The following is a 25200-nucleotide window of genomic DNA, read 5'->3' on the forward strand; positions in this document are numbered from 1 at the left end:
AGGTCACCATGCGCAAGGCATTCATCATCGCCAGCACCCTGTTGCTCATCTCGTTCGTCCTGCAGTTCGTCTTCGCCGCCGTGGGCGGGTTCACGAAACCCGCGGGTGACGGCGCGTACGCCCTGCACAGCGTCAACGGCATGGCGGTCATCCCCGTTCTCAGCCTGCTCACCGCCCTGTTCGCCGCGCTGGCTAAGGCGCCGGGTCGGCTCATCGGGCTGGCGATCCTGCCGATCGGCCTCGTCGTCGTGCAGGCGCTCATCGCCATGCTCGCGAACGCGTCCACCGACGCCGCGGGCGCCAGCACCCCGCTCGGCCTGACCATCGCCGGGCTGCACGCGGTCAACGGGATCATCGCGGTGCACGTCGTGGTCGGCGTCCTGCGGGCAGCGCGAAAGCTGGCGCAGCCGGCGCCGGCCGACGCCACCCCCGTGACCATCCGCGAAGGAGAACCGGCATGACCACCGGCTCGCTGCTCGCGGCCGACCTCGTCATCGCGGTCCTCGCGGCCGCCGGGTGGCTGGGCGGCGGCGCCGCGTCGGCCGCCCGGCGCCGTCCCCTCGCGCTGGGACTCTCCGCGTTCGCGCTGCTCGCCACGCTCGCCCGCGTGATCACGATCACCGCGCTCGCCCGTGCCGGCTGGTGGTTCGCGGGGGAGAAGGTCCTCATCGCCGCCCCACTGTCGCTCGCGGCGGTGGTCGTCGCCGGGCCGCGGCTGCTGCGGGCGCCGGGCGACATCCGGTCCGTCGCGGTCCCGCTTCTCTTCGCGGGGTACGCCCAGAGCAGCGCCCTGCTCGTGACGCTCCTGCACGGCTATCCGGCGTCGGCGGGCGTGGGACTGCTCGCCGTCGCCGGGGTCGTCGCGGCGACCGCGGTCTCGTGGCGCGCACTTGGCGCGGCCCCGTCCCGGATGGTGTCCCGGGCGGCCCTCGGGGTGGCGGTCGCGGCGCTGGTGACCGGAACCGGGCTGACCGTCGCCCCGGACGCGGCGCCCCGCGAACCACATGACCACGCGTATCCGAACGCGCGGACCGCCGACGAACCGACCCGGCGGTTCGCCCTGACAGCCGGGACCGCCACGGTGCGCGTGAGCGGCCGGGAGGTCGCGGCGTGGGCGTTCAACGCGCAGGTTCCCGGGCCGGCGCTGGCCGCCACCGTCGGCGACGTCCTGGAGGTGACACTGCGCAACCGGGACATCGAACGGGGCGTCACGCTGCACTGGCACGGGTACGACGTGCCGAACAGTCAGGACGGAGTGCCCGGCGTGACGCAGGCGGCGGTGCTGCCGGGACAGGAGTTCGTCTACCGGTTCCGCGCCGATCAGGCCGGGACGTACTGGTACCACACGCATTCGGTCTCCGACGTCGGCGTGCGGATGGGCCTGTACGGCGTCCTGGTCGTTCACCCGGCCCCGGTGACCGGCGTCGACGTCACGATCCCGGTGCACACCCTTTCCGGCCTTCCGCTGCCCGCGCCGAGAACGGAGCCGGTCGCGGCGGGCGTGCCCGTACGGCTGCGGCTGATCAACACCGACAGCACGACGCACCGCTACGCCCTGGCCGGGACCCCGTTCCGGGTCGCCGCGATCGACGGATCCGACCTGCATGGCCCGACGCCGCTCGTGGACACCGCCGTGCTGATCCCGGCCGGGGGTCGCTACGACCTGACGTTCACCGCGCCCCCCACGCCGGTGGCGCTGTTCGTCGACGGACGGCAGGTCCACTCGACCGGACCGGTGTCGGCGGCGACCGGCGCGTGGCCGGTGCTGGACCCGCTCACCTACGGCGTCGGTTCCCCGGTGCCGTGGACCCGGGTGGACCGGGAGTTCACCCTCGTTCTCGACCGTGGCCTCGACCTGCGGGGACTGCTTCCGCGATACGCCCACACCGTCAACGGCGCCGCCGCCCCGGACATCCCGTCGCAGGTCGTACGCTTCGGCGACATCGTCACCTTCACGATCGTCAACAGGTCCCAGATCGTGCACCCGTGGCATCTGCACGGCCATCACGTCCTGGTGCTGTCCCGCAACGGTGAGCCGGCGACCGGGAGCCCATTGTGGCTGGACTCCTTCGACGTACGCCCCGGCGACGTGTGGAAGGTGGCGTTCCGCGCCGACAACCCCGGGATGTGGGCCAACCACTGCCACAACCTGACGCACGCCGACGCCGGGATGACGCTGCACCTGATGTACTCGTGATCCACCCCTCACCCACCCGTGCCGTTGTTTGACCCGTCTTCCAGGCCCTGGTCTGCTCAGAGCGATCAACGGCCGGTTGTTCGGACGGGAGGCGCGGAGCGTGGTCAGACGATCCCTGGGTCGGCAGTTCGGATGGCTGTGGGCGGCCTACGCGGCCAGCGCCTACGGCTCGGGGCTGGGTTTCGGTGCGTTCCCGCTGATCGCCGTGCTGGTGTTGGATGCCAGCCCCGCCCAGGTGTCCGTGTTGTCCGCGGTGGGGCCGGCGGTGGGCGCGCTGATCGCGTTGCCCCTCGCGCCGTGGGTGGAGTTTCGCCGCAAGCGACCGGTGATGATCGCGATGGACCTGGCCCGGTTCGCGATCATCATGACGATCCCGGTCGCCTACGCCTTCGGCATGCTCAGTTTCGTCCAGCTCCTGGTGGTCTCGGCCGTGGTGGCCGCGGCCAAGATTGCCTTCAACGCGGCCAGCGGCGCCTACCTCAAGGCCCTCGTCAGGCCGGACGACCTGCTCGTGGCCAACGCTCGGTTCGAGTCGACGACGTGGAGCTCCATCGCGGTCGGGCCGCCGCTGGGCGGCGCGGCGATCGGCCTGCTCGGGCCGGTCACCACCGTGATGGCCGACGCACTCAGCTATCTGTTGTCCGCGCTGGGCATCACGGCGATCCGCGGCCGAGAGGAACACCCGCAGCCAACCGGCAGACGCCGGGTCCGGGCCAACGAGTTGCTCGACGGCTGGCGACACCTCCTTGCCCATCCCGGCCTGCGGGCGCTCTACCTCAACCAACTGCTCGTCAGCGGACTGATCATGGCCACGGAGCCGCTGCTGGCCGTGCTACTGCTCCGCGAGCTCGGATTCCCGCCCTGGCAGTACGGCCTCGCCTTCGCCGTCCCCTGCGTCGGCGGGCTCATCGGCTCCCGCCTCGCCCGCGGTGTCGTGGCGCGGTACGGCCAGCACCGGATCCTCCGCGCGGTCGGCACGCTGCGGTCGGTCTGGCTGATCGGCCTCGCCTTCGTCCAGCCCGGTGTCGTCGGCCTCGCGACCGTGATGGCCGTCGAACTCGCGATCATCATCAGCATGAGCCTGTACAACCCGGTGCTGGCCACCTATCGCCTTGAACACACGCCCCGCGACCGCATCGCCCGCACCCTGTCGGCATGGTCGATCAGCAGCAGCGCCGCCATCGCCATCCTCAGCGCGCTGGGCGGGCTGCTCGCCGAGGTCACCAGCGCGCGTACGGCCATCGCCGCCGCGGGAGTGCTCATCCTCGCCAGCCCGCTGCTGCTGCCCCGCCGCCCCGATTCCGCTCCGGTGCCCGACCTCGATCTGGCAGCGGCCGGTCGCCAACCAGAGACAGCAGGCGTTTCGCGTGAAGCCGGGTAAGGGGCTGGGAAACGGTCGGGTGGTGGCGCGGATCGCCTGCCTTCTATACCGTGGCACGATTGCGGGCGGCTACTTCCCCGATAGAGCCGATTCACGTACGCAGTCGAGATGAGGGGTTCGTCGTGACCATGGACTCGCAGGCGACCGACCGGCCCGAGGTTGGCGAGGTCGACGTGCAGCAGAGGATCGACACGTCGGTGCCGCATTCGGCGCGGATCTGGAACTACTGGCTTGGCGGCAAGGACAACTTCGAGGTCGACCGCGCGGCTGGCGACCAGTACCGGCAGGTCTTTCCCGGTGTCGTTGATGTTGCCCGTGCCTCCCGACAGTTCCTGGTTCGCTCGATCGCGTTCCTCGCCGGTGAGGCGGGCATCCGCCAGTTCCTCGACGTCGGCACGGGGCTGCCGACGGCCAACAACACCCATGAGGTGGCCCAGCGGATCGTGCCGGACGCGCGGATCGTCTACGTCGACAGCGACCCGCTGGTGCTGGTGCACGCCCGCGCGCTGCTGGTCAGCACGGCCGAGGGCAGGACCGCCTACATCGACGCCGACCTGCGCGATCCCGCCGCGGTCATCGCCGAGGCCGGCAAGACGCTCGACTTCCAGCAGCCGATCGGCCTCATCCTCAGCGGCGTCATGGGCCACGTGCCCGACTACGAAACGGCCCGGTCGGTCACGCGGCACCTGCTGGCGGCCCTGCCGGCCGGCAGTTACCTCTCACTCAACGACGGCACCAGCCTGATCAGCCCCGAGATGCAGCAGGCGCAGGACGACTACAACGACACCGGGGCGACGCCGTACACGCTGCGCTCGCCCGACCAGATCGCCGGGTTCTTCGAGGGCCTGGACCTGGTGGAGCCGGGCGTCGTGCCGTGCCCGAAGTGGCGACCCGACGACGCGGTCGACACGGCCGCCGACATCGACGCCTTCGGCGGGGTAGGCCGCAAGCACTGAACGAGTAAGAGCTTCCCGCCGGTCACCTCGACCAGGGCTGGTGGGATCTCCTTGGTCTGTGGTCCGTCACGGCAGGATTTCGACGTACCCGTCGGTGCCGTGCACGCGGATCCGCTGCCCGTCCCGGATCAGCCTGGTCGCATTCGCCACACCGACGACGGCGGGCAGGCCGTACTCGCGGGCGATCACCGCCCCGTGGGTCATGAGACCGCCCACCTCCGTCACCAACCCCTCGATCGCGACGAACAGGGGCGACCAGCTCGGGTCGGTGTAGGCGGTGACCAGGATGTCGCCTGGTTCGAGAGCGGCCTCGGCCAGGTCCAGGATGACGCGGGCCCGCCCCTCGACGATCCCGCCGGAGACCGGGAGGCCCACCAGCGCGCCGGTCGGCACGTCCTCGCGCCGGTACGCCCCGCTGATTCCCTCACCCTCGGAAGTGAGCACCCGGGGCGTCGTGAGCGTCTGGTACGACCTGAACGCCTCTTTCCGCCGGTTGATGAGCTGATCATCCGCCTGGTTCATGCGTACGACGTCGTGAAGTTCCTGGAACGTGAGGTAGAAGAGGTCCTCCTTCGCACGGAGCACGTTGGCCCGCACGAGGCGCTCGGTCTCTTCCAGCAGGGCCTGCTTGTAGACGAGGAAGCGGCTGATGATGGCGTACTTCGGGTACTCCCGGTAGCCGATGAAGGTCCGGACCCGGTCGATCATCCGCTTGGTCTCGTCGGCCTTGCGCTCTCCGTCGGGCAGCGCCCGGAGGCGTTCAAGCACCTCCTGGGTCTTCTTCTCCGCCTCCTGCCGCCCCTGCTCGAAGCGCCGCTTGGCGGCGCCCGGCTCGAAGTTCCGGACGTTGTCCAGAAGCACGGGCACGAGCGTGGTGGGGCGTTCGCGCCAACGAGGCCTCGTGATGTCGATCTCGCCGACGCAGCGCATGCCGTACCGCTCAAGGTAGGCCTCGATGGCGTCACGCGTTTCGGTCCCGCCCGCGAGCTTCGGCAGCTCGTCCAGGAAGCCTTCGTCCTCGACACCCTGCAGGAACGCCACCACCTCCGGGTGCGGGCGGATCACGTCCGCGACGTCGAGCAGTGCCAGCCCCATCTCCGACGTGACGTTGCCGGGGGCGGACAGGGTCAGGGTGTCGGCCGCGTTCCTCTCGCCCAGCCATTCCCACAGCCGGTCGTTGAGCCACCAGGTGGCCTGCAGTCCGGCCATGATCGCCTGCATGCCCAATGGATCACTGAGGACCCGCTTCTGCTCGTCGAGGGCCTCCAACAGGAAGTCGAACAGCGCCGGTCCGGTCTTCGCCCGGATGTTGCTCCGCAGGGCGGCGATGGACACCTGGCTGCGTTCGATCAGCTCGGTGACGATGGCCGGGTCGGTCTCGATCGGCGCGGGCGCGCCGCCGACCGGCGGCCCGCCGGGGCCGGTGTCCGGGAGCGCCGGGACGAAGTCGTGGCGGTCGAGGACGGTCTCCAGCGCGTCCCTGGTCAGCGGATCGTCCCTGCCCGCCATCTCCAGGAAACCGGCGCGGCTCGCGGGCGAGGCCAGGCGCCGGGTGACGTCGACGAACAGCCTCCCGCCGACCTCCTGCATCGGCGCCATGGCCGTCAGCTGCCACATGGAGACACCCAGTGGCTTCATGGGGTCGGTCATCATCTGCTGATGACCAACGGAGAGGTAGACGTGGTTCTCTCCGTCGCCGGTCTCCGGGACGGGGAACAGCGTGGTGATCGGCCGGCTCTGGACGATCTGGAAGTCATCGTCGACCAGGCACCACTCGATGTCCTGGGGGTGGCCGAAGTGTGCCTCGATCCGTCGCCCGAGCTGCACGAGCCGCACGACCTGTGCGTCCGTCAGCGCCGCCTGCTCCTGCCGCTGCGGGTCGATCGCCTGCTCCGTCGTCCCGCCGGTCGGCAGGGCGTGGATGGCCAGCCGCTTGGTGGCGATCGCCCTGTCGATGATCTTCCCGTCCCGCACCTGGTAGGCGTCCGCGTTCACCAGCCCGGAGACCAGTGCCTCGCCGAGGCCGAAGCTGGCCTCCACGGAGGCGACCTTCCGGTTGGACGTGACGGGGTCGGCCGTGAACAGGACGCCGGCCGCGTGCGGGAAGGCCATTCTCTGCACGACAACGGCCATGTGGACGCCGCGGTGGTCGATGCCGTTGCGCTGACGGTAGGTCACGGCCCGCTCGGTGAAGAGCGAGGCCCAGCACCGGCTGACCTGCTGAAGGATCGCCGCCAGCCCCATGACGTTCAGGTACGTGTCCTGCTGGCCGGCGAAGGAGGCCGTCGGCAGGTCCTCGGCCGTCGCGCTGGACCGGACGGCGTAGGCAGCTCGCTCACCGAGCTGAGTGAGAGCCCGGGTGATCGCCCCCGCCACATCATCGGGGAGGACGACCCCCTCGATGGCCCGGCGGATCTCCGCGCTGAGCTCGCGGACCGCCGCCCGGTCGTCCGGGTCCAGACGCGACAACCGGTCGAGCCGATCGTCGATCGACGGCGTCTCGGCCATGATCCGCCGGAAGGCGTCCGTCGTCACGCAGAAGCCGTCCGGTACGCGGATGCCGTCGATCCGCGACAACGCTCCCAGGTGCGCGCCCTTGCCGCCGACGATCGCGACCTGCGTCTCGTCGACCTCCTGGAAGCCCAACACGTACTGCTCGATCATCCCGATACCTCCGAGGCAGCCGTCCTCCGCATCGACAACGTCAGACCCACGTCGTGCCCCATTTCCTCGTCCGTTCTCGGCTCCGGTCGACGATTCTGCGGCAGGACCGGGGTCTTGCGGCAAGCCCCGCAGTGCGATATACGTTCAAGTGGGAACACTTGCCGCTGTGGGATGACACCCTTCCCGGCAAGCGGTGGCGCGGCGAGTTCTCCGACTCCGCGAGGCCGTCGCTGGTCTGCCCGCAGGCGATGCCCCACTCCGGCCGCTGAACCATCTCGGATGCCGCACGCGTCGACCCTCAGTAGTGGTCAACGCCGAGCACGGACAGCAGGATGTGTGGGAGACGATCGTCATGGCGGGGACCGGGCAGATCTTGTTCATCCAGGGCGGCGGCGCCGGCACGCACGACGAATGGGACAACGAGCTGGTCGACAGCCTGAGGCGGGAGTTCGGGGACGGGTACGAGGTCCGTTACCCGCGCATGCCCGACGAGGACGATCCGAGCTACGCCACCTGGAGCGCGGCCATCCGGCGGGAGATCGCGGCCTTGGACGGCGGGGCGGTCGTCGCGGGCCATTCGGTGGGCGGGACGATCCTCATCAACGCGCTCGCCGAGCGGCCACCGGAGCGGAAGCTCAGGGCGATCGTGCTTATCGCCGCTCCGTTCGTCGGTGCGGGCGGCTGGCCCGGCGACGAGTTCGAGCTGCCGCACAACCTCGGCGCGAGGCTGCCGCAAGGCGTGCCGGTACATGTGTTCCATGGGCTCCAGGACGACACTGCTCCACCGTCGCATGCCGACCTGTACGCGCGCGTCATCCCGCAGGCGCAGCTGCACCGGCTGCCCCGACGCGATCACCAACTGGACAACGACCTGAGCGAGGTGGCAGAGGTGATCAGGCTGGACATCGGCCAATGAACGTCCGCGATCCTGGCGGAAGCGGTGCGACCGCGACCAGCGAGGCATCTGCGAATTCCCATGGTGCGGGCCGACTCACGCTGTTGGGGGACGGCTCGCGCACCGCGCGAGTCTGATCAGGAGCGCGTCCAGGGACAGGTCCGCGGCGCTGTGCAGCAGGAGGTCCGCGGCCGTGAAGCGGGCGTGGTCCGCGTGTGGGTTCGGCACCGCGACACAGCGAAGCCCAGCGGCATGTGCCGCGGCCACGCCGTGCGCGGTGTCCTCGAAGGCGACCGCCTCATCCGCGGGCAGCCCGAGCCGATCCAGCGCCAGCAGATAGACGGCTGGGTCCGGCTTGTGCGCTGGCACCTCCTCGCCGGTTGCCACCACCTCGAACCGCGCCAGCAGCCCCGCGTTTTCCAGCAGGGGGCCCACATGAGTGATCGGGGAACTGCTCGCCACGGCGAGCCGCAGCCCCAGCTCTGCGGCCCGGTCCAGCCATCCGACGATGCCGGGCGCCGGCTCCAGCGCCGAGTTCAGTTCTGCGCGGTGCGCCATCCGCAGCGCGTGGCTGGACGCGCGGTCGTAGGTCAGCCCGACCGCCGCTTCGAGCGCGGCGTAACGCGTCTCGTTCGCGTCGCCACCATGATCGGCGAAGAAGCCTGTCGGGTCGAGCTGCAAACCGTGCCGACGCCACTCACACCGCCAACTTTCCAGCAGCGTGGTCTCCGTATCCATCAGCAGGCCGTCGAAGTCGAGGATCAGCGCCTTGTTCGTCACAGCGGCCAGTATCCCGGCCGCGACGCAGGCCAGCCCGGTCGGTGCGGTTACCCCCGGGATCCGGGGGAGGCTGTAGCCGCAGGGGCCGGGAGCCCGGGTCGAACGCCGACATCTCGGTGGAGCGTCCCAAGGCCCGCCGGATGCGACATCACCAGAGGCGGTCGACCAGATCGGCGACGTCGGCGAAGACCCGGTCTCCGGCCGCCGCCGCGGCGGGTGAGACGGTATCGAGGGTGAGGAATGCGTGCACCATCGCCGGCTCGCAGCGATGGGTGACCGGAACGCCAGCTGCCGCCAGCCGAGCCGCGTAGGCGTCGCCCTCATCTCGAAGCGGATCGTGCTCCGTGGTGACGACAACGGCGGGCGGCAGCCCGCGAAGGTCGGCGGTGAACACCGGACTGACGTCGGGGTCGGCGCGCTGAGAGTGGTCCGGGACCCACTGCTCAGCCCCCCACGCGACGTCGTCGGCGTTCAGGCCCCAACCCGTGGCGTACGTCCGCACACTCGGATAGGAGAGCGTCAGATCGGTGTTGGGATACAGCAGGATCTGGGCGGCGGGCAGTGGTCCGCCTTCATCGCGCAGGCGCAGGCAGGTGAGCGCGGCGAGGTTCCCGCCCGAGCTGTCGCCCATGACGACTGTCGGGCCACCGATGCCAGCGCTCGAACCCCCGCTGGTCGAGGCCCATCGGAGCACATCAACGCAGTCATCGACGGCCGCCGGCCACGGGTGCTCCGGCGCTCGACGGAAGTCCACGCTCAGTACCGCCGTTCCGGTCTTGACCGCCAGACGGCGGCACGCCCGGTCGTGCGACTCAAGATCGCCGATCGTCCACATCCCGCCGTGGAGGAACACCACCAGCGGCCGAGTCGCCGCCGATGGCCGGTAGAGGCGGGTCCGCACATCGGTCGCACCGACCGTCAGGTCCTCAACCCAGGCGATCTCCGGGCCTGGGGGTCGGGCTTCGACACGGAGCCGTTGCGCGCGCCGTAGCTCCGCCGCTCCGACAGCTCTGGCAGGAGGGCCGGGGTTCCGCCGACCGGCCTCGATGAAGGCGGCCAGTTCGGCATCGGCAAGCGGCAGATCGATCCGTTCGGCCATGCGGGAAAGAATGCCACTAATCGGACGATCGCCGCCGACGAAGGCGTCAGCTCCCGGCCCGCACGAGAGCCGGGAGCTGACCCGGCGGCGGCATCCGCGATGCCGGCGGTTCCGTGCCGATGGCGTACGCCGGGACGGCACGTACTCGATGCCGGGTCACCGGACTCTCTCCGGGCGCGCATCCAGCCGCCTGTCCCGTCATGCCTGCCCTCACGCGGCGGTCATGCCACCGTCGATCGCGAGAGCGGCCCCCGTGATGAACGCGGTCTCGTCGCTCAGCAGGAAGGCCGCGAAAGCGGCGATCTCTTCGGGCCGCCCGATTCGTCCCACCGGGTGCATCGCGCCGGCGACACGCAGGGCCTCCTCCGGGTTCTCGCCCATCGCGCCGCGCAGGAGCGGGGTGTCGACGCCGCCGGTGACGAGCGCGTTGATCCGCACACCCGTCGCGGCCACGTCGAGTGCCGCCGACCGGGTGAGCCCGATGACGCCGTGCTTGGCCGCACTGTAGGCGGCCATCCCGGCCGCGCCCGTGACCGCGAGGTTGGAGGCGTTGTTCAGGATCGACCCGCCGCCGGACGCCTGCAGCGCGGGAATCTGGTACTTCAGGCCGAAGAAGACGCTGTTGAGGTTGAGCGCCATCTCGGCGCCCCACGCGTCGTCGTCGATTCCGGTGACCGGACCGTGCGCGGTGGCCGCGCCGACGTTGTTGAAGGCGCCGTCGAGCCGGCCGTAGTGGTCGACCGCCCGGCCAACCAGCTCCTCCACCTCGGCTCCGACCGTCACATCGGTCGGCACGAAGAGCGCGTCCCGCCCGGCGGAGCGCAGCTCGGCCACGAATGCTTCACCCGCATCCTTGCCGCGCGCGGCCAGGACGACCTTCGCTCCCTCGGCGGCGACCCGCTCGACGACGGCCCGCCCCATGCCGGAGGTGGCACCGGTGACCAAAATGACCTTGTCGGTGAAACGCATGGACACGATGAGTCCTCATCTCTGTTCTGGGTCTGGGTGATTCGAGAGGCGAGCCCACGAGCCGCCGGCGCCGCCGTGCGAGGTCTCGTTCTCCATCGGGCTCATCCCGGAACGGACGAGTGCCGTCCGCATCCAGCACGCTATCCCAGGCGGACGGTCATCGTCCGCTTCTGCGAACGGTTGGTGAGGTGACCCTGGCCACCGCCACCCGCGGGTGTTTGTCCTCGCAGCTCAGGCACCGAAGCGGGCTCGGTACCGGCCACGGGTGATCGCATGAACGGCGACGGGTTGATCGTGCCCGGATACGACAGTGTCGAATTCGTGCGTGATTCCCAGCTTCTCCATCACCCGCGCCGACCTGACGTTCTCGACGTGGCGAATGCTGATGATGCGGTCCAGGCCGCAGTCGACGGAGCCGAACCGCAGGGCCGCCGTGGCCGCCTCGGTGGCGTACCCGGATCCCCAGGACCCCTCCGGGCATGCCGCCGGTCGGGCGTTCGTCTGAAACGCGCCCTAGTCGCCCGTGATCGTCCGGTGACCTGCCGCCGCTGTCGGGGGAGTGGCTTCGGCGAGCGCGGACCGGATGGTCCGCTGCAGTTGGCCGCCCGGGTGGTTGATCCAGTGCTGGACGGCGACGCGCAGGATGGCCAGGAAGGTCGCGGCCAGGAGGCGGGCACGCAGTGCCACGTCGGCGCCGGTGAGCCGGTGTGCGAGGTCGTCGGCCAGCTCGCGTTCGATCGCGGTGTACGCCGCGACCTGCTGTGCGGCCAGGCCAGGGTGCCCGCGCAGCTGCCGGCGTCGGGTCAGCCAGGCGTGGTCGCGATCGCCGAACGCCTCCTCGGCGAAGCGTTCGGCCGCCCGGCTCAGTGCTGTCCACCCGCTTCTCAATGGGCAAACTTGCCTGTTGTGCAAGATCGGTAGATGCTTGCTTGAGGCAACCAACAACCGGGGGTGGGAGCAGACGTGGACAACGCCGTTCGTGAGTTCGGCCTTCGACTGCACGGCCTGGTGCGGACTGTCCGGTTGCTGAGACAGCGTCGGGCTGACGAGCGGCCGGCCGTTCCACTGGGCCTGGTCGGGATTCTCCGGCATATCGACCAGCTGTCCAGCGGCTGCCACGCCCATGAACTGGCTCAGCGCACCCGGCTCGACCCGTCGACGGTCAGCCGCTCCGTCGCCGCGCTCGTCGCGCACGACCTGATCGAACGGCGGCCCGATCCGACCGACAAGCGGGCGAGTCTCCTGGCGATCACCCCCGCCGGCCGGATCGCCCTGGCCGACACCCACAGCTGGTACGGCGAGCTGCTCGAGCGGGCACTCGCCGACTGGACTCCCGGCGAGGTGGAGGCGCTGAGCGCCGCACTCGACCGGTTCACCCGCGACATCGAGGTCGCACTCGCAAACCACGACAAGCTGGAGGCCGCGCGATGAGCGCACCCACCACCATGACCGGCGCTGAGCCGATGACCCATCGGCGGACGCTCGAGGCGCTCAGCGGCCTGCTGTTGGTGCTGTTCGTCGCGATGTTGAGCAGCACCGTCGTCTCGACCGCTCTACCGAAGATCATCGGAGCGCTGAACGGCTCGCAGAACCAGTACACCTGGGTGGTCACCGCGACCCTGCTCACCGCGACCGCGACCACCCCGATCTGGGGCAAGCTGGCCGACCTGTTCAGCAAGAAGATCCTCATCCAGGTCGCCATCGTGGTCTTCCTGCTCGGCTCCGTCGTTGCGGGCTTCTCGCAGAGCGCCGGCCAGCTCATCGCCGCCCGCGCGTTCCAGGGCATCGGGGTCGGCGGTCTGCAGGCCCTCGTCCAGGTGGCGATCGCCGCCATGATCCCGCCGCGCGAGCGGGGGCGCTACAACGGCTACCTCGGCGGCGTCATGGCGGTCGCGACGGTCGGCGGCCCACTGCTCGGCGGCCTCATCGTCGACACGTCCTGGCTCGGCTGGCGCTGGTGCTTCTTCGTCGGCGTGCCCGTCGCCATCATCGCGCTGATCCTGCTCCAGGCCACCCTGCACCTGCCCACCCTGCGGCGGGAGAACGTCAAGATTGACTATCTGGGCGCCAGCCTGATCGCCGCCGGCGTCAGCGTGCTGCTGATCTGGATCTCCTTCGTCGACGGTTCGTTCGCCTGGTTCTCCTGGCAGACCGTGGCCATGGTGGGCGGCGCGCTCATCCTGCTCGCCCTGGCGGTCTGGGTCGAGTCGCGGGCGGCCGAGCCGGTCGTCCCGCTCAGTATCGTGCGCCAGCACACCACCGCGCTGGCCATCCTCGGCAGCCTCGCGGTCGGAATGGCCATGTTCGGCGGCGCCGTCTTCCTCGGCCAGTACTTCCAGATCGGCCGCGGCTACACCCCGACCGAGGCAGGCCTGCTCACCATCCCGATGATGGCGGGGGTCCTCGGCTCCTCGATTATCGCCGGCCGGTTGATCACCAAGACCGGGAGGATCAAGCCGTACATCGTCGCCGGTTCGATCATTCTGGTCGCCGGGTTCGCGCTGCTCGGCACCATCGACCACGAGACGTCGCTCGTCCTGGTCGGCGCCGCCATGTTCATCGTCGGCACCGGTGTCGGCATGACCATGCAGAACCTGGTTCTCGCCGTCCAGAACACGGTTTCCCTCAAGGACATCGGCGCGGCGAGCTCCAGCGTCGCCTTCTTCCGGTCGCTCGGCGGCACCATCGGCGTCTCGGTGCTCGGCGCCGTCCTCGCCCACCGGGTCACCGACCAGATCACCCGCGACCTCACCGCCGCCGGGATCCCCGCCTCCGACAGCGCCGGTGGCAGCAGCAATCTCAACATCACCGCTCTGCCTGAGGGGATCCAGCACATCGTCCGGGCCGCGTACGGCGACGCCACCGGACACATCTTCCTCATCTCCGCCGCCATCGCGGTGGTCGGCGTCATCGCCGCGCTCCTGCTCAAGCCGGTCACCCTGCGGACCAGCCTGGACCTGCCGGACAGCGCCACGTCGGCGGCCGTCGCCGCCGACGCGGTCGACGGCGCACCGGCCTTCGACCAGGTGTCCGTCGACGCCGCACGGAACGGAACGACCGACCGGCGCTGACGTCGGGCCGTACCACCCGGGGCCGCTGCCGTCCAAGGACGGCGGCGGCCCCGCCGCCATCTGGTCGTACCGAACGGGCAGACGAACACCGAGCTGACCGGCGAGCCGCGACACCGCTGACTCTCGACGACGGCGTGGTCTCCGACACTGCCGCTCAGCGGGCGGCCTTCTTCGTCGCCCGCTTGCGAGGGGGCGTCAGCAGGTCGGCGATCGTTGCGATCGCGGACGGCACCAGGCGGTAGTACGCCCAGACGCCGCGCTTCTCGCGCTCGAGCAGGCCGGCCTCGGTGAGGATCCTGAGGTGATGACTCACGGTCGGCTGGGAGAGCCCCAGCGGCGCGGTGAGGTCACTCACGGACGCCTCGCCCTCCGGCGCGGACTGGATCAGACTGAGCAGTCGCAGCCGGGCTGGATCGGCGAATGCCTTCAGCACCCCCGCGAGCCGCTCGGCATCGGCACGCTTGATCGGCTCGCCAGCCAGTGGCGAGATAGCAGGCATCGCAGTTTTCGCAGCTCCCACGCGTCCTATCGTTTCATCAACACCATCGACAGGTCGATGAATCCGGACGAAAACCCTGATGGCTACCCGAACTGACCAGAGGTCCGAGGGCGGTGGAACCATCCATCTCACCAACCGTGACTGTCTGATTGCTGATCGCGCTGTTCGGGCGCCCGGCCCTAACGTGATCGTCGCACCGCGCCCCGACCCACCTGCCCGGAGACACGATCGCAATGAGCCCGACCACGCAGGCCGCCGGCGGCGGCGTCGAGGAGGATCTCGTCCGGCTGGCCATCCGGGCGGTAGCTCCGCAGGAGGAGCCGCTGCTGGTGTTTCTGCAACCGGCGTACCAGCGTCGGCCGTCGCGGTGGCGGGACGATCCGCGCGATCTTCTGCGGGTGGGGGGCGGCGAGGCCGGCGGCGGGGGCTTCCCGGAGGTCGTTGAGCCGCTGCTGCCGTACGTGATGGTGCTGACCGGTGTCGCGCTCGCCGGGTTGCGCGACGCGGTGCAGGCGCAGGCCACGGACGCGGTGCGCGGAGGGTTGCGCCGGCTCGGCCGGCGGTGGCGTGCCAGCCGCCCGGGCGAGGCGCCGCCGCGGACGGTGCGGCTGCGCCCCGGTCAGGTGCTGCGTATCGAGGAGGCGGTCACGGCCGCAGCGCGCGACCCGCGCTGGGCGCTCACCGAGGACCAGGTCGCGGTGCTGCGCGACGCGGTGCGCGAGGCGTTCGTCGCCCGGTTCGGGGTGGACGGCGGGAACATCGACGGTGAGTGACACGACAGCCGGCCCCGCCCTGGCCGGAGTGACCCCTCCGCTGCCGTCACCGGCCCTCGGCCGGTTCGTCGCCGTGGTGACCGCGGTCGTCGGTACGAGCGTGTTCGGTTGGCAGACGGTGCTCATCGACGCGGCGCTCACCCGCCAGCGGGCCGAGTGCATCGACGGACTGCGCGGGCTGCCGGCGCCGATCGACGTGCGGGCCGGCACGGTCAACGAGGAGTCGGCGGCGGCGGTGCGAAACTGTCTCGGCACGCTGCACGCCGACGCGGTCCGTCAGATGCTCGTCGGGATGGCCGTGCTGGCGGCGGCGCTGTCCATGGTCGGGCGCGCCCGACACCGCCGGTGGCTGATCTCCGGGGCCGCCGCCCTGACGCTGCTCGGCGCCTCCGCCGCCGCTGCCGCCGTACACCGGAATCCTGGGCGGGCGGCAGCGACCGGACAGGATGGCTGCCTCGTCGGGGTGTGGCGGCTCGCCTCCGGTCAGTACCATCTGCCGGTCCCCGCCGACTCACCGCTGGGCACGATGGCCGGGCTGCGGCAGGACGCCAACGTGGACCTCACCAGCGGTCCAGAGACCGGCTTCGCCAGCGCCTACCGGACGGACGGCACCGCTACGGACCTGTTCGACCTGGCCGTCGCCGAGGGCTCCCTCAACGGCCACACCGTGCGCAACGTCCGGCGGGGCATACAGACGTATCGGTGGACGGCCGAAGACGGCCGGTACCGGCAGCGGGACGGCGTGACGGCAGGTGACGTCAACGTGGTACGGGTCGGCGCCAGAGAGCTGGACATCAGCTCGGTGATGGCGGATTCGGAGGGGTCGTACCGCTGCGCCAGCGACCGGCTGATCATCCGGCTGGACGCTGACGACGGATCATGGGGCGAGGAGACCTTCGTGCGAAGCGGCGCCTGACGGAGCGTCCGGCGCAGCGTGGTCAGACTAGCTAGGGCTTGTTCAGGTAGGTGAGGACCGCACGGACCCGGCGGTTGGTGTCGTCGTCATCGGTGATGCCGAGCTTGTCGAACATGGAGGTGGTGTACTTGCTGATCGCGCTCTCGCTGAGGAAGAGGCGCTGACCGATGGCCTGGTTGGACAGTCCCTCGGCCATGAGGCTGAGTACGGAGTGTTCGCGGTCGGTGAGCTTTTCGAGGCGCCGGTTCGAGGACCCGCTGGAGAGCAGCTTCGTGATGACGGCCGGGTCCATGGCGGTCCCGCCGTCGGCGACGCGTTGCAGGGCATCGACGAACTGGTCGGCGTCGAACACGCTCTCCTTGAGGAAATAACCGATGCCACCGGCGCCGGCGGCCAGGAGTTCGCGGGCGTACAGCTGCTCGACGTGTTGGGACAGGATGAAGATCGGTAGTCCGGGTAGTTCGCGGCGTGCGGCGAGAGCCGCCCGCAGGCCCTCGTCCGACTGGGTCGGCGGCATGCGGACGTCGACGACGGAAACATCCGGCCGCCACCTCAGCAGCGCGTCGAGCGTTTCGGGCCCGGTGGCTGCCGTGGCCACCACCTGGTGCCCGTACGCCTCGATGAGGCGGACCATCCCGTCGCGCAGCAGGTAGAGGTCTTCGGCTACGACGATTCGCATGGCACCGCCATCCTCGCACGGGTCGGGCCGCCGGCCGGGCTGCTGATGTCGACGGTGCCGTCGAAGATCGCGAGGCGGCGGCGCAGCCCTGCGAGTCCTCCGCCGGTGTGTGCGGTGGCTCCGCCCTGGCCGTCGTCCTCGACGTCGACGATCAGGTGGGTGTCGTCCCGGGTGATGGAGATTCGCGCCCGGGACGCGTGGGCGTGCTTGACCGCGTTGGTCAGCAGTTCGGCGATCCCGAAGTACAGGGCGGACTCGATCGGCGGGTCCAGGTGTAGCTGAAGATCAGCATTGACGCTGGTTTCGAGCGGGCTGTCCAGGGCGACAGCGCGGACGGCATCGATGAGCCCCCGCTCGTTCAGCACCGGCGGGCTGATCCCCCGGACCAGTTCGCGGAGCTCGGCCAGCGACGCGGTGGCGCCGGCCCGCGCTTCCCGCAGCAGCGCCTTGGCCCGGTCGGGTTCGGTCTCCATCAGCTTCTCCGTGGTGGCCAGCGACAGCCCGAGCGCGACCAGGCGTGCCTGCGCTCCGTCGTGCAGGTCTCGCTCGATCCGGCGGATCTCGGCGGCCTGGGCGACCGTCGTGTCCGCGCGCTGGGCGGTTAGCTCATCCACCCGGTCCGCCAGCGCCATCGCGGGCGACGGGCGCAGGAAGCGGACGGCTACCGGCTCGATGGGCCGCCAGGCGTACGGGGCGGAGGCGACGGCCACGACCACGCCGAGTGCCCCGACGAGGCGCGCGGCGGGCTCTGGCTGGCCGAGCCCGAGGACCGCCGCGGCCACCCCAGCCGGCGGGAGGGACGCGACCACGCCCGCGGTGAGCGGCGCGATCCCCGTGAACCGCAGGTCGCGCCAGTTGGCAGGGTCGCTCCAGCGGACCCGCCACTTCTGATCCATGAGGGCATCCCGCTGGTTGCGCTCGTAGGAGAAGCCGTTCCACCAGTACCCGGTGGACATCCGTGTCACCGGCCCGGCCTGCCGGTATCCGTCCGGGATGACGGTCGCGGTCCACCTCGCGACCAGGAAGCGGATCATCCGGCAGACCGGCCGGGACAGGGCGAGCGTGCCTACGCACACAAGCACGAGAGGGGCTACCCACGACCACGGGTTTCCCGCCCCCCACCAGATCCCCACCGCGAAGGCGGCAGCCCACACGGCCGGGACCAGCATGGTGACGGCCGTAACGACGCACGAACGCCCGAACCCCACGCCGGCACGCCTCACCCACGAGCCCAGCTGTCTCATGTTCTTCCTTCGCCTTCCGTCGGACGCTTCCACTGTCGCACCGCGCGGAGCCGGCTACTGCGCTGGTCAGCCCGGGAGTGGGTCTATCCCCACCCATCCGTGCGTCCAGGCCCATACCGGGTCGGTCCAGTGGTTCCTAACGTCGGTGAGCATGGAAACCGACACGCACGACACCACCGAGGCCGTGATGATCAAAAGCCCTCACATCCAAGGCGCTTTCGACACGGCGAAGATCAACATCAAGGTGTACGCCGCACTCAGCGCCCTCGCCCTCCTGGGAGTGATCCTTGTGTCCATCAGCGGCCACACGGTGAACACCTTCATGTGGGTCCGGGCAGTCCTGCTGCCGGTGGTCGCCGTGCTGATCTACCGGATGACCGTCTCCGGTTCCCAGGGATCTCGACGGGCCTTCGAGCGCGTGAGCGGCCTCGCCCTCATCGTGCCGATCGCGATCATTGGCGTCGACCTGATCCCGGGCATCTGCCCGCCGTGGTACGCCGTGTCGCAGGTCGTCTGCATGCTGCCGATCATCCGAGTCGCGTTCATCACCCGCGGCTCCGCACTGCGCTCCGCCTTTCCCACGGCACGCTGATCGGGCATCGGGCACGTGCCGGTTGTTCACCGACCACGGCGCGGGTATCGCAGCGCGGTGAGCAACTGGCTGTGCACGTTGGCGTTGGAGCACAGGCCACTGCCTTGATCGCCCGCCTGTCCTCCGGTTCGATCGGTGAAACGGCCACCTGCTTCCTCGACGAGAGAAATCCATGGCGCGTGATCCCAGATGTGGTAGCGCTCGACCAGGAAGGCATCGATCTCGCCACGAACAAGCTCGACGAGCGGGAGGGGGCTTGCCGGTGCGTGGGCCACACCCGGTGGGAGACGGGCTCGGGACGCGTCGTCCAGAGCATCGAGCCGAGCATCAGCCAACACCGACGTGGTGCTGACTTCGCCGAGGAGGGCGTCTTTCGGCCTCGCTCCAGACAACGTCTCGCGAAACAGTTGCTCGACTGCCCGGTCGGCTTCCGTGACCGGTGTGCCGTCGGCCTTCAGCGTTGCCGAAACGCCAGACTCGAAGTAGGTGAGGGCGAGGCCCGCCGCCAGATCCGACGCGTCGAACGCGAGTCGCAGGTCATCGGCGCCGTCCACGAGCAGCGACGCTATCAGCCCAGGCCGCCCTCACAGTGCGGTGGAGGGCGGGCGATGCGGGCGGACACATCGACGATTTCGGCGACCAATTGGAACGGGTCGTGCTGGCCGATCTCCTTGGCCATGATCCCGGCCTGGGAGTGGGGTGGCTCCAACTATCACCTTGGCCATTCGAGCCTCCTCATTCGTCCGCGACCTGGATGATCGTCTTGCCGGGCATGCGGCGGTGGCGGGCGAACACGGACGCCGTTTCGGAGAGCGGTCGCACGGCGCCGACGATGGGGTTGAGCCGTCCGGTACGGAGGCGTTGGGCGAGGTCGGTCAGCCGGGCGCGATCCGGTTCGACGACGAAGAAGATGGCTCGCCCGTCCTTGGGCTGCACGGTAGGTGGCACGGCGATCGTGACGATGGTGCCGCCCGGACGCACCAGCTCGGTCGATCGCACGAGGATGTCGCCGCCGATGACGTCGAACACCACGTCCACCTCGCCGACGCGCCGCAGATCGTCGGCGTCCAGGTCGAGGAAGGTCTGCGCGCCGAGGCCGAGCGCGACGTCACGGTCGTCGGCTCGGCCGGTGCCGATCACGCGGGCGCCCACCTCCCGCGCGAGTTGAACGGCGATCGAGCCCACGCCGCCCGCGGCGCCGTGAATGAGGACGGTCTGGCCGGTCGTGAGATGGGCGTGGTCGAACAGTCCCTGCCATGCGGTCAGTCCGGAAATGGGCAGCGCGGCGGCCACGGTGTGGTCGATGTCGGCCGCGAGGGGAGCGAGGTTGCGAGCCTCCACCGCGGTGTATTCGGCCAGCGATCCGTTGCGGGCCCAGTCGGTCAGTCCGAACACCCGCTGGCCCACGGTGAGGCCGGTGGTTCCGTAGCCGAGCTCGACCACGACTCCGGACAGCTCGTGCCCGGGGATGCTGGGTGCCCGGTCTCGACCGGCCCGGTCGGACCACGTTGCCGGCCAGTCGAGCTCGCCGGGTGTGAAGCCCGCGGCGTGCACGCGCACGATGACGTCGTTCTCCGCAGCGTGCGGGTAGGGCATGTCGGTCAGGGTGAGGCCGCCGACACCCGCGTCACGGTCTCTCACGGTGATCGCTCGCATGCTCGATTCCTTTCCAGGAAGGTCCGTCGGTATGGAGTGGTTTTGGGGGCTCGGCTTGCTGATCGCCCGTCGTCGGTGCGCTGGTGAGCCGGTGTCCAATCAGCTCGGCCAGGGCGAACCGACGATTCGCTCGACCGTCGTCACGCGCTGGAAGCCGGGGATGAAGTGTTCGAGCACGTCGGAGTTCACGGTGCCGTTCGTGGTTTCGGGGCGGTTCTTCAGCCCGTCGACGTAGGCTCGCAGAAACTCGTTCTTGAAGTCCCCTCGCGGATGGACGGCGAGGATTTCGCCCAGCTGATCGTGTTCCAGTCCGTCCAGGCCCAGGCCGAGCACGTCGGTCAGGACACCGAGGTACGTGGTCGCGATTTCCGGGGCCATCCGGTCGGGGATGCCCGGCGTGGTGTGCAGCGCGATCGCCGTCCACACGGTCTCGGCCGCGGCCGTCGAGAAACCCCGTTCCAGGAGGAACGTGCGCGCGTGGTCGGCGCCATCGACTTCGAAGCGCTGCTCGACGTCGGAAAAGGGAGTCAGCAGGCCGGTGTCGTGGAACATGGCCGCCAGATAGAGCAGTTCCGGGTCCGGTTTCACGCCAAGCCGGTCAGCGTGAATCAGGCCGAAGAAGAAGACTCGTCGGGAGTGGTGGTAGATGAGGGGGCTGGTCGTCTCCTGGATACGCCTGGTCGCTTCGGCGACCGCCGCTGTCTCAGGAATCTCCAACCCCGCGATGACCTCTGACATGATCTCTGACCTTCCGCGGTATGTGTGCGGACCGTGTGTCTGACCTCCATGCTGCCCACCGATCGTCGTCGTCGCCGCCCTCGTCCGGCCAGGAATCACTCATATCCGGACCGGAATGCCGGGTTGGGAGCATGGGTCAACCGGGCATCGGTTGCGGGACGAGATTCCGCGGAGTTTGTTACCGGCAATAGTCGTGACGTGAGTTACCCCGCCCACGAGGATCCCCGTCATCTCCGGTAGGAGCGTGCTACCAATAGACGGTGCCCGGGCCTTCTGTTCCGCCGACCGGACTGAGGCCAGTGCCGCGGGAACGGATCGCTGACCCCGCGGATCCGGCTACAAAGGGACCGGAGCGGTGAACGCTGGCCCCCATCGCGTCGCGATCCTCGTCTACGACGGAGTGACGCTGCTGGACGTTGCCGGTCCCGCGCAGGTGTTCAAGGAGGCGAACCGGTTCGGCGCCGACTACCGGATCGTGCTGCTGTCGCCGGCCGGCGCGGACGTCACATCGAACCTCGGGGTCCGGATCGCGGTCGAGGGCGCCGTCTCCTCGGAACCGGCCTTCGACACGCTCTTCGCCAGGAGGATGTCGATCAGCCCCGCCGCCTACCAACGCCGGTTCAGCACGGCCCGTCGCGTCACCATGTGAAAACCGTTCCCGGTCCCGCCGAATGAGACCCGGATTCCACCGGCAACGCGCTGAACGGCGGATCCTTCGTGGTGAGCTCTGGGCCGGCGGTCGACGGCCGTCCGTACAACCTGATCTTCGTGCTTCGATGTTCGGCGATTCGGCTCCTGTCGAGAGCCCGGCGGATGACCAAGACTGAAGCGATGTCGCACGATGTCGGGAGTGTGCCGCGCACCCAGGTGGCAATCACGGTCCTGCTCGTCGTCGCCGGCGTGCTCATTCTCTTCGTTCCCGCCGGTGACGAGGGTCGAGTCCTCGTGCCGATCAGCGAGGGTCACGGACTGTCCGCGGTGGACGGGGTGGGCGCGGCACTGCTAGCGGTGGGCGGCACCTGGCTGGAAGTGCTCGTGGTGCGGCGCCTGCCGTACCTCGCGCTGCCCCCACGGGCCTTGTTCGGACTCGGCCTGCTGGCCGGCCTCGGCATTGGCCTTCTGATCGCCTCGGTCTTTTCGGGATTCTTCTGGTGGTGGGCTGTCGGAGCCGCCATGTTCGGCGTTGCCGTCCTCGTCCTCGTCACCCTGACGGCACGCCGTGGAGGTCGCTGACGGAACGTCCGCTTCTGGCTCCCCTCTGTGTCAAGCCATCGCGGGGAGCGGGGTTCTATCCTGGGTGGCGGCGGGTCCGGGAAGTGACTTCTCCGAAGAGCCGGCATGGGGATGTGAGCTGGTCACGCTGGAGTCAGTAGTCGTCTCCCGTTGTCCTCCCGGGCCCGCCGCCGTAGCCGTCGTGGCGTCGTTGATCATCTGTCGGTAGACGATGTCGGACAGGCGTCGTTTCAACGCGCGCATCGCTTCCATTGATGTCTTCGCGGAGGCTTTCTTCCGATCGAAGTAGGCGCGGCCTTCGGTGGGGTTGCGTAGCTGGACCGTGGCCATGATGTGCAGTACCCGGTTGATCTGTCGGTTCCCGGCGCGGGAGAGGCGGTGGCGTACTTGCTCGCCGGATGACGCGTCGATGGGGGCGGTGCCGTTCCAGGAGGCGAAGTGGGCTCGCTTCGGGAACCGGGTGATGTCGCTGATTTCGACCAGCAGCCGGGCGGCGCCGGAGGGTCCGATGCCGTGCAGGTCCATGGTGTGGCTCAACAGAGGCGTGCTCAAGGACTTCTTCAAGTCAGGCTGCCCGCCACGGCGTTGTTCCTCATTCGCCTGGTGGAAGGAACCCCGGCCCTCCGTGCAGCCTCCTTGTCGACCAGCCGCTTGTCCCGCCGTGCTAAGTAAGAGGCGTAGGCTGCTGGCCCTGAACGCATCGGGTGCTGCGGCTGGCCTACTTTCCCGAAGGGCTGGTGGTACCAGGTGAGAGCAGTCGTGTACGACCGGTACGGGCCTCCGGATGGGTTGCGAATCGAGAATCTCCCCAAGCCCTCCCCCGCTGCCCGACAGGTGCTCGTCAAGATTGCGGCGACCTCGGTGAATTTGAGCGATTGGGAGACTCTGCAAGGTTCGCCACTGTATTCGCGCATCGGTGGGCTGCGCTCCCCGGCACGCCGGACCCTCGGCTCGGACATCGCCGGATGGGTCGACGCGGTGGGCTCCGCCGTCACTCGGTTCCGACCCGGTGACGAGGTGTATGGCGACAACCTCATGCTCAAGGGCGGTTTCGCCGAGTACGCGATCGCGCCCGAATCGGTCCTGGCCCGCAAGCCCGCCGCCCTGACCTTCGCCGAGGCGTCGGCGATCCCACAGGCGGGCGTGATCGCACAGCAGGGCACCGCGGGCGCCGCAGCCGGCAACCGGGTCCTGATCAACGGCGCCGGCGGAGGATCCGGCGCATTCGCGATCCAGCTAGCCAAACGACTCGGCGCCCAGGTAACCGGCGTCGACAACGCGGGCAAGCTCGACTTCATGCGGTCCGTCGGCGCGGACGAGGTGATCGACTACCGCAGCCGGGACTTCACCCGCAGCGGCCCGTACGATCTCATCCTCGATCTGGTCGCGCACCGATCGGTGTTCGCCTACCGCCGGGCACTGGCCCCCGGCGGCCGCTACCGGTGCGTCGGCGGATCGGTCTCGGCGCTGCTGCGCATCCTGACGATCGGCGCGGTGGCCGGCCGGCTCACCCACCGCCGGCTGGGCGTGCTCGCCGTCCGGGAAGGGCCGACCCACTTCGAACCGGTGGCCGATCTCTGCGTGGCGGGTGACCTCGTCATCCACATCGACCGGGCCTTCACGCTCGACGAGACGCCCGAGGCGTTGGCCCACGTGGGTAAGCGACGCGCCCTTGGAAAGGTCGTCGTGAGCGTCAACTGACCAGCGACCGCAGATTTTCCGCGATCGGCGCCGCGAACAACCGGATCTGTCGATGAGCGTGCGTCGGTAAGGTCAAACGAAACGCCGAAGCGTACGACGTGGAGGGCGAAGCCATTGCCGTGGGCGCTCAGGAGCGCGGGTGAGGGAGTTCGAGGTGTAACCGCTCTGATGTCGAGCGATTTCATGACGATGGTGCTCAATGAGTTCGGGGTAGTCGGCCAGGTGTCTGCGGCGCGGCTCGAGTCCCGGTCTGGCGCTGGGGTCCGTGCCGTGCCGTGCGCACGACCGACGGGCAGACCGCATACCTTAAGGTCACTCCCGCCCTGCTGGGGCCGCAGGCACTGGCAGCAGCTCGGCGGGAACTCTTCTTCTACCAGGACGTCGCGCCAGTCGCCTCGGTGCGCACACCGAGGCTTCTCGATTGCGTGGATGCCGAGGACGGTGTAGCCGTGCTACTTGAGGCGGCAGGCGAGCCCAAGGAGCCCGCGTCATGGACTGCAGGCATGTGGGCAAGCCTGGGTCGGGAGCTGGCCACCCTACACAGCATGCCGCTACCAAAGGGCGGGGGCTGGAACCGCCCCGATGCGCTGCGCGAGGCCCTGGCCGACCCGGACCTGGAAGAGATCCACGCCTTCTGGGCCCCCGTGCTTCCGCAGCTTGCCGACCTCGTCTCCCGGCGCGTCGAACTTGAAGATCACATTGGGGCACTACCGCCGGTCTTCATCCACGGCGACTGCCACACAGACAACATCGTGCACTCTGCCGGCTCACTGGTGTTCTGTGACTGGCAGGCGGCCGGCATCGGTCGGGCTGTATCCGACCTGGCCTTCCTCAGCGTCCGTGTCACACCCGCCGGCGTGACCGTCCCCCGGGCTCTGATCGACGCCTACCTGGATCATCGGCCGTCCGAGCGCCACACGCTGCAGCGTGCGCTGCTGGCGGAAGAGCTCGCCATCCTCGTCTTCCTGTGGCCGCCCTTCGCCGCGTTCAACAGCCCGTCGGGGATCACCCACGTCCGCCGCAGAGCGCGCGAACTCACGGGGCAGTGGTTCGAGACACTAGCCTCGGTCTTTCGCTAGTGGTTGATCATGGATCGTTCGGGCATTAGTTGATCTCTGTCTGCGGTTGGCCGAGTGTGGGCATGGTGATGGCCCGGC

28 protein-coding genes are annotated in these 25200 nt (G+C 69.5%); 14 read left to right on the plus strand and 14 right to left on the minus strand.

Translation table 11 applies throughout. From position 1 onward, the window contains the following. Nucleotides 1–8 precede the first annotated feature (8 nt). From ACWD5O_RS15525 to ACWD5O_RS15540, 4 genes are all read left to right on the plus strand, one after another. Entirely contained in the window at nucleotides 9–461 is a 453-nt protein-coding gene (locus tag ACWD5O_RS15525) for a DUF6220 domain-containing protein (RefSeq protein WP_450005102.1), read from the plus strand. Beyond that, nucleotides 458–2197 carry a multicopper oxidase family protein gene (locus ACWD5O_RS15530; RefSeq protein WP_450085686.1) on the plus strand — a complete coding sequence of 580 codons (1740 nt, stop codon included), beginning with the start codon at nucleotides 458–460 and terminating at the stop codon, nucleotides 2195–2197. Before ACWD5O_RS15525 ends, ACWD5O_RS15530 begins: the two co-directional genes overlap by 4 nt. 100 nt (nucleotides 2198–2297) lie before the next feature. Next, nucleotides 2298–3578, plus strand: coding sequence for an MFS transporter (locus ACWD5O_RS15535; RefSeq protein ID WP_450085687.1), 1281 nt, complete (start codon nucleotides 2298–2300; stop codon nucleotides 3576–3578). A gap of 128 nt (nucleotides 3579–3706) precedes the next feature. Further along, nucleotides 3707–4534, plus strand: a complete 828-nt coding sequence (locus tag ACWD5O_RS15540; RefSeq protein ID WP_450085715.1) for an SAM-dependent methyltransferase — start codon at nucleotides 3707–3709, stop codon at nucleotides 4532–4534. 66 nt (nucleotides 4535–4600) lie between these two features. Here ACWD5O_RS15540 and rph read toward each other — a convergent pair whose 3' ends face one another. Continuing rightward, nucleotides 4601–7198 (minus strand): rifamycin-inactivating phosphotransferase, encoded by a 2598-nt coding sequence (rph, locus tag ACWD5O_RS15545; RefSeq protein ID WP_450085688.1) that lies wholly within the window; start codon nucleotides 7196–7198, stop codon nucleotides 4601–4603. Between the two features lie 304 nt (nucleotides 7199–7502). Between rph and ACWD5O_RS15550 the strand changes: the two genes are divergently transcribed. After that, complete coding sequence (locus ACWD5O_RS15550; protein ID WP_450085689.1) at nucleotides 7503–8114, plus strand: alpha/beta fold hydrolase; 612 nt, start codon at nucleotides 7503–7505, stop codon at nucleotides 8112–8114. Between the two features lie 75 nt (nucleotides 8115–8189). Here the strand turns inward: ACWD5O_RS15550 and ACWD5O_RS15555 are convergent, their stop codons facing one another. The 5 genes from ACWD5O_RS15555 to ACWD5O_RS15575 all read right to left on the minus strand — a co-directional run bounded on the left by ACWD5O_RS15555 (nucleotide 8190) and on the right by ACWD5O_RS15575 (nucleotide 11829). Beyond that, nucleotides 8190–8873, minus strand: coding sequence for an HAD family hydrolase (locus ACWD5O_RS15555; protein ID WP_450085690.1), 684 nt, complete (start codon nucleotides 8871–8873; stop codon nucleotides 8190–8192). Nucleotides 8874–9021: 148 nt separating this feature from the next. Next, nucleotides 9022–9972 (minus strand): alpha/beta hydrolase, encoded by a 951-nt coding sequence (locus ACWD5O_RS15560; protein ID WP_450085691.1) that lies wholly within the window; start codon nucleotides 9970–9972, stop codon nucleotides 9022–9024. A gap of 210 nt (nucleotides 9973–10182) precedes the next feature. Next, nucleotides 10183–10941, minus strand: a complete 759-nt coding sequence (locus ACWD5O_RS15565) for an SDR family NAD(P)-dependent oxidoreductase (protein WP_450085716.1) — start codon at nucleotides 10939–10941, stop codon at nucleotides 10183–10185. Nucleotides 10942–11172: 231 nt separating this feature from the next. Further along, nucleotides 11173–11367, minus strand: a complete 195-nt coding sequence (locus tag ACWD5O_RS15570) for a hypothetical protein (RefSeq protein ID WP_450085717.1) — start codon at nucleotides 11365–11367, stop codon at nucleotides 11173–11175. Nucleotides 11368–11454: 87 nt separating this feature from the next. Further along, a complete protein-coding gene (locus ACWD5O_RS15575) occupies nucleotides 11455–11829 on the minus strand; it encodes an acyl-CoA-like ligand-binding transcription factor (protein WP_450085692.1) in 375 nt (124 codons plus the stop codon). A 75-nt stretch (nucleotides 11830–11904) separates the two neighbouring features. On the opposite strand from ACWD5O_RS15575, the gene ACWD5O_RS15580 reads away from it, so the two are divergent. Together ACWD5O_RS15580 and ACWD5O_RS15585 are read left to right on the plus strand one after the other, a co-directional pair. Beyond that, nucleotides 11905–12372 (plus strand): MarR family winged helix-turn-helix transcriptional regulator, encoded by a 468-nt coding sequence (locus tag ACWD5O_RS15580; RefSeq protein ID WP_354965326.1) that lies wholly within the window; start codon nucleotides 11905–11907, stop codon nucleotides 12370–12372. Then, a complete protein-coding gene (locus tag ACWD5O_RS15585) occupies nucleotides 12369–14012 on the plus strand; it encodes an MDR family MFS transporter (protein ID WP_450085693.1) in 1644 nt (547 codons plus the stop codon). Before ACWD5O_RS15580 ends, ACWD5O_RS15585 begins: the two co-directional genes overlap by 4 nt. 154 nt (nucleotides 14013–14166) lie before the next feature. On the opposite strand, the gene ACWD5O_RS15590 is transcribed toward ACWD5O_RS15585, so the two are convergent. Then, on the minus strand, nucleotides 14167–14511 hold the full coding sequence (locus ACWD5O_RS15590; RefSeq protein WP_450005122.1) for an ArsR/SmtB family transcription factor: 345 nt from the start codon (nucleotides 14509–14511) through the stop codon (nucleotides 14167–14169). Between the two features lie 233 nt (nucleotides 14512–14744). Between ACWD5O_RS15590 and ACWD5O_RS15595 the strand changes: the two genes are divergently transcribed. Beyond that, nucleotides 14745–15284: a hypothetical protein gene (locus tag ACWD5O_RS15595; protein ID WP_450085694.1), complete on the plus strand. Its 540-nt coding sequence runs from the start codon at nucleotides 14745–14747 to the stop codon at nucleotides 15282–15284. After that, nucleotides 15277–16200: a hypothetical protein gene (locus tag ACWD5O_RS15600; protein ID WP_450085695.1), complete on the plus strand. Its 924-nt coding sequence runs from the start codon at nucleotides 15277–15279 to the stop codon at nucleotides 16198–16200. The genes ACWD5O_RS15595 and ACWD5O_RS15600 overlap by 8 nt, the downstream gene beginning before the upstream one ends. A 31-nt stretch (nucleotides 16201–16231) precedes the next feature. On the opposite strand, the gene ACWD5O_RS15605 is transcribed toward ACWD5O_RS15600, so the two are convergent. Both ACWD5O_RS15605 and ACWD5O_RS15610 read right to left on the minus strand, forming a co-directional pair. After that, nucleotides 16232–16879: a response regulator transcription factor gene (locus ACWD5O_RS15605; protein WP_450085696.1), complete on the minus strand. Its 648-nt coding sequence runs from the start codon at nucleotides 16877–16879 to the stop codon at nucleotides 16232–16234. After that, complete coding sequence (locus ACWD5O_RS15610) at nucleotides 16864–17961, minus strand: sensor histidine kinase (RefSeq protein ID WP_450085697.1); 1098 nt, start codon at nucleotides 17959–17961, stop codon at nucleotides 16864–16866. Before ACWD5O_RS15610 ends, ACWD5O_RS15605 begins: the two co-directional genes overlap by 16 nt. Before the next feature lie 313 nt (nucleotides 17962–18274). Between ACWD5O_RS15610 and ACWD5O_RS15615 the strand changes: the two genes are divergently transcribed. Next, complete coding sequence (locus ACWD5O_RS15615) at nucleotides 18275–18715, plus strand: hypothetical protein (RefSeq protein WP_450085698.1); 441 nt, start codon at nucleotides 18275–18277, stop codon at nucleotides 18713–18715. A gap of 26 nt (nucleotides 18716–18741) precedes the next feature. Here ACWD5O_RS15615 and ACWD5O_RS15620 read toward each other — a convergent pair whose 3' ends face one another. From ACWD5O_RS15620 to ACWD5O_RS15635, 4 genes are all read right to left on the minus strand, one after another. Then, the gene (locus ACWD5O_RS15620; protein ID WP_450085699.1) at nucleotides 18742–19269 is read right to left on the minus strand and encodes an inositol monophosphatase family protein; all 528 of its coding nucleotides are present in this window, start codon (nucleotides 19267–19269) and stop codon (nucleotides 18742–18744) included. A 14-nt stretch (nucleotides 19270–19283) separates the two neighbouring features. Further along, nucleotides 19284–19424 carry a hypothetical protein gene (locus ACWD5O_RS15625; protein ID WP_450085700.1) on the minus strand — a complete coding sequence of 47 codons (141 nt, stop codon included), beginning with the start codon at nucleotides 19422–19424 and terminating at the stop codon, nucleotides 19284–19286. A 26-nt stretch (nucleotides 19425–19450) separates the two neighbouring features. Then, on the minus strand, nucleotides 19451–20371 hold the full coding sequence (locus ACWD5O_RS15630) for an NADP-dependent oxidoreductase (RefSeq protein WP_450085701.1): 921 nt from the start codon (nucleotides 20369–20371) through the stop codon (nucleotides 19451–19453). Between the two features lie 99 nt (nucleotides 20372–20470). Then, a complete protein-coding gene (locus ACWD5O_RS15635) occupies nucleotides 20471–21109 on the minus strand; it encodes an HD domain-containing protein (RefSeq protein WP_354965322.1) in 639 nt (212 codons plus the stop codon). Between the two features lie 355 nt (nucleotides 21110–21464). Between ACWD5O_RS15635 and ACWD5O_RS15640 the strand changes: the two genes are divergently transcribed. Continuing rightward, nucleotides 21465–21758, plus strand: coding sequence for a helix-turn-helix domain-containing protein (locus ACWD5O_RS15640; RefSeq protein ID WP_354965321.1), 294 nt, complete (start codon nucleotides 21465–21467; stop codon nucleotides 21756–21758). Between the two features lie 164 nt (nucleotides 21759–21922). Beyond that, nucleotides 21923–22342: a hypothetical protein gene (locus ACWD5O_RS15645; RefSeq protein WP_354965320.1), complete on the plus strand. Its 420-nt coding sequence runs from the start codon at nucleotides 21923–21925 to the stop codon at nucleotides 22340–22342. 30 nt (nucleotides 22343–22372) lie between these two features. On the opposite strand, the gene ACWD5O_RS15650 is transcribed toward ACWD5O_RS15645, so the two are convergent. After that, on the minus strand, nucleotides 22373–22906 hold the full coding sequence (locus ACWD5O_RS15650; RefSeq protein ID WP_450085702.1) for a transposase: 534 nt from the start codon (nucleotides 22904–22906) through the stop codon (nucleotides 22373–22375). A gap of 183 nt (nucleotides 22907–23089) precedes the next feature. Between ACWD5O_RS15650 and ACWD5O_RS15655 the strand changes: the two genes are divergently transcribed. Both ACWD5O_RS15655 and ACWD5O_RS15660 read left to right on the plus strand, forming a co-directional pair. Next, nucleotides 23090–24043, plus strand: coding sequence for an NAD(P)-dependent alcohol dehydrogenase (locus tag ACWD5O_RS15655; RefSeq protein ID WP_450085703.1), 954 nt, complete (start codon nucleotides 23090–23092; stop codon nucleotides 24041–24043). Between the two features lie 275 nt (nucleotides 24044–24318). Next, nucleotides 24319–25122, plus strand: a complete 804-nt coding sequence (locus ACWD5O_RS15660) for a phosphotransferase family protein (RefSeq protein ID WP_450085704.1) — start codon at nucleotides 24319–24321, stop codon at nucleotides 25120–25122. The last annotated feature ends 78 nt before the right edge of the window (nucleotides 25123–25200 follow it).

Source organism: Micromonospora sp. NPDC005161 (genome assembly GCF_053599855.1).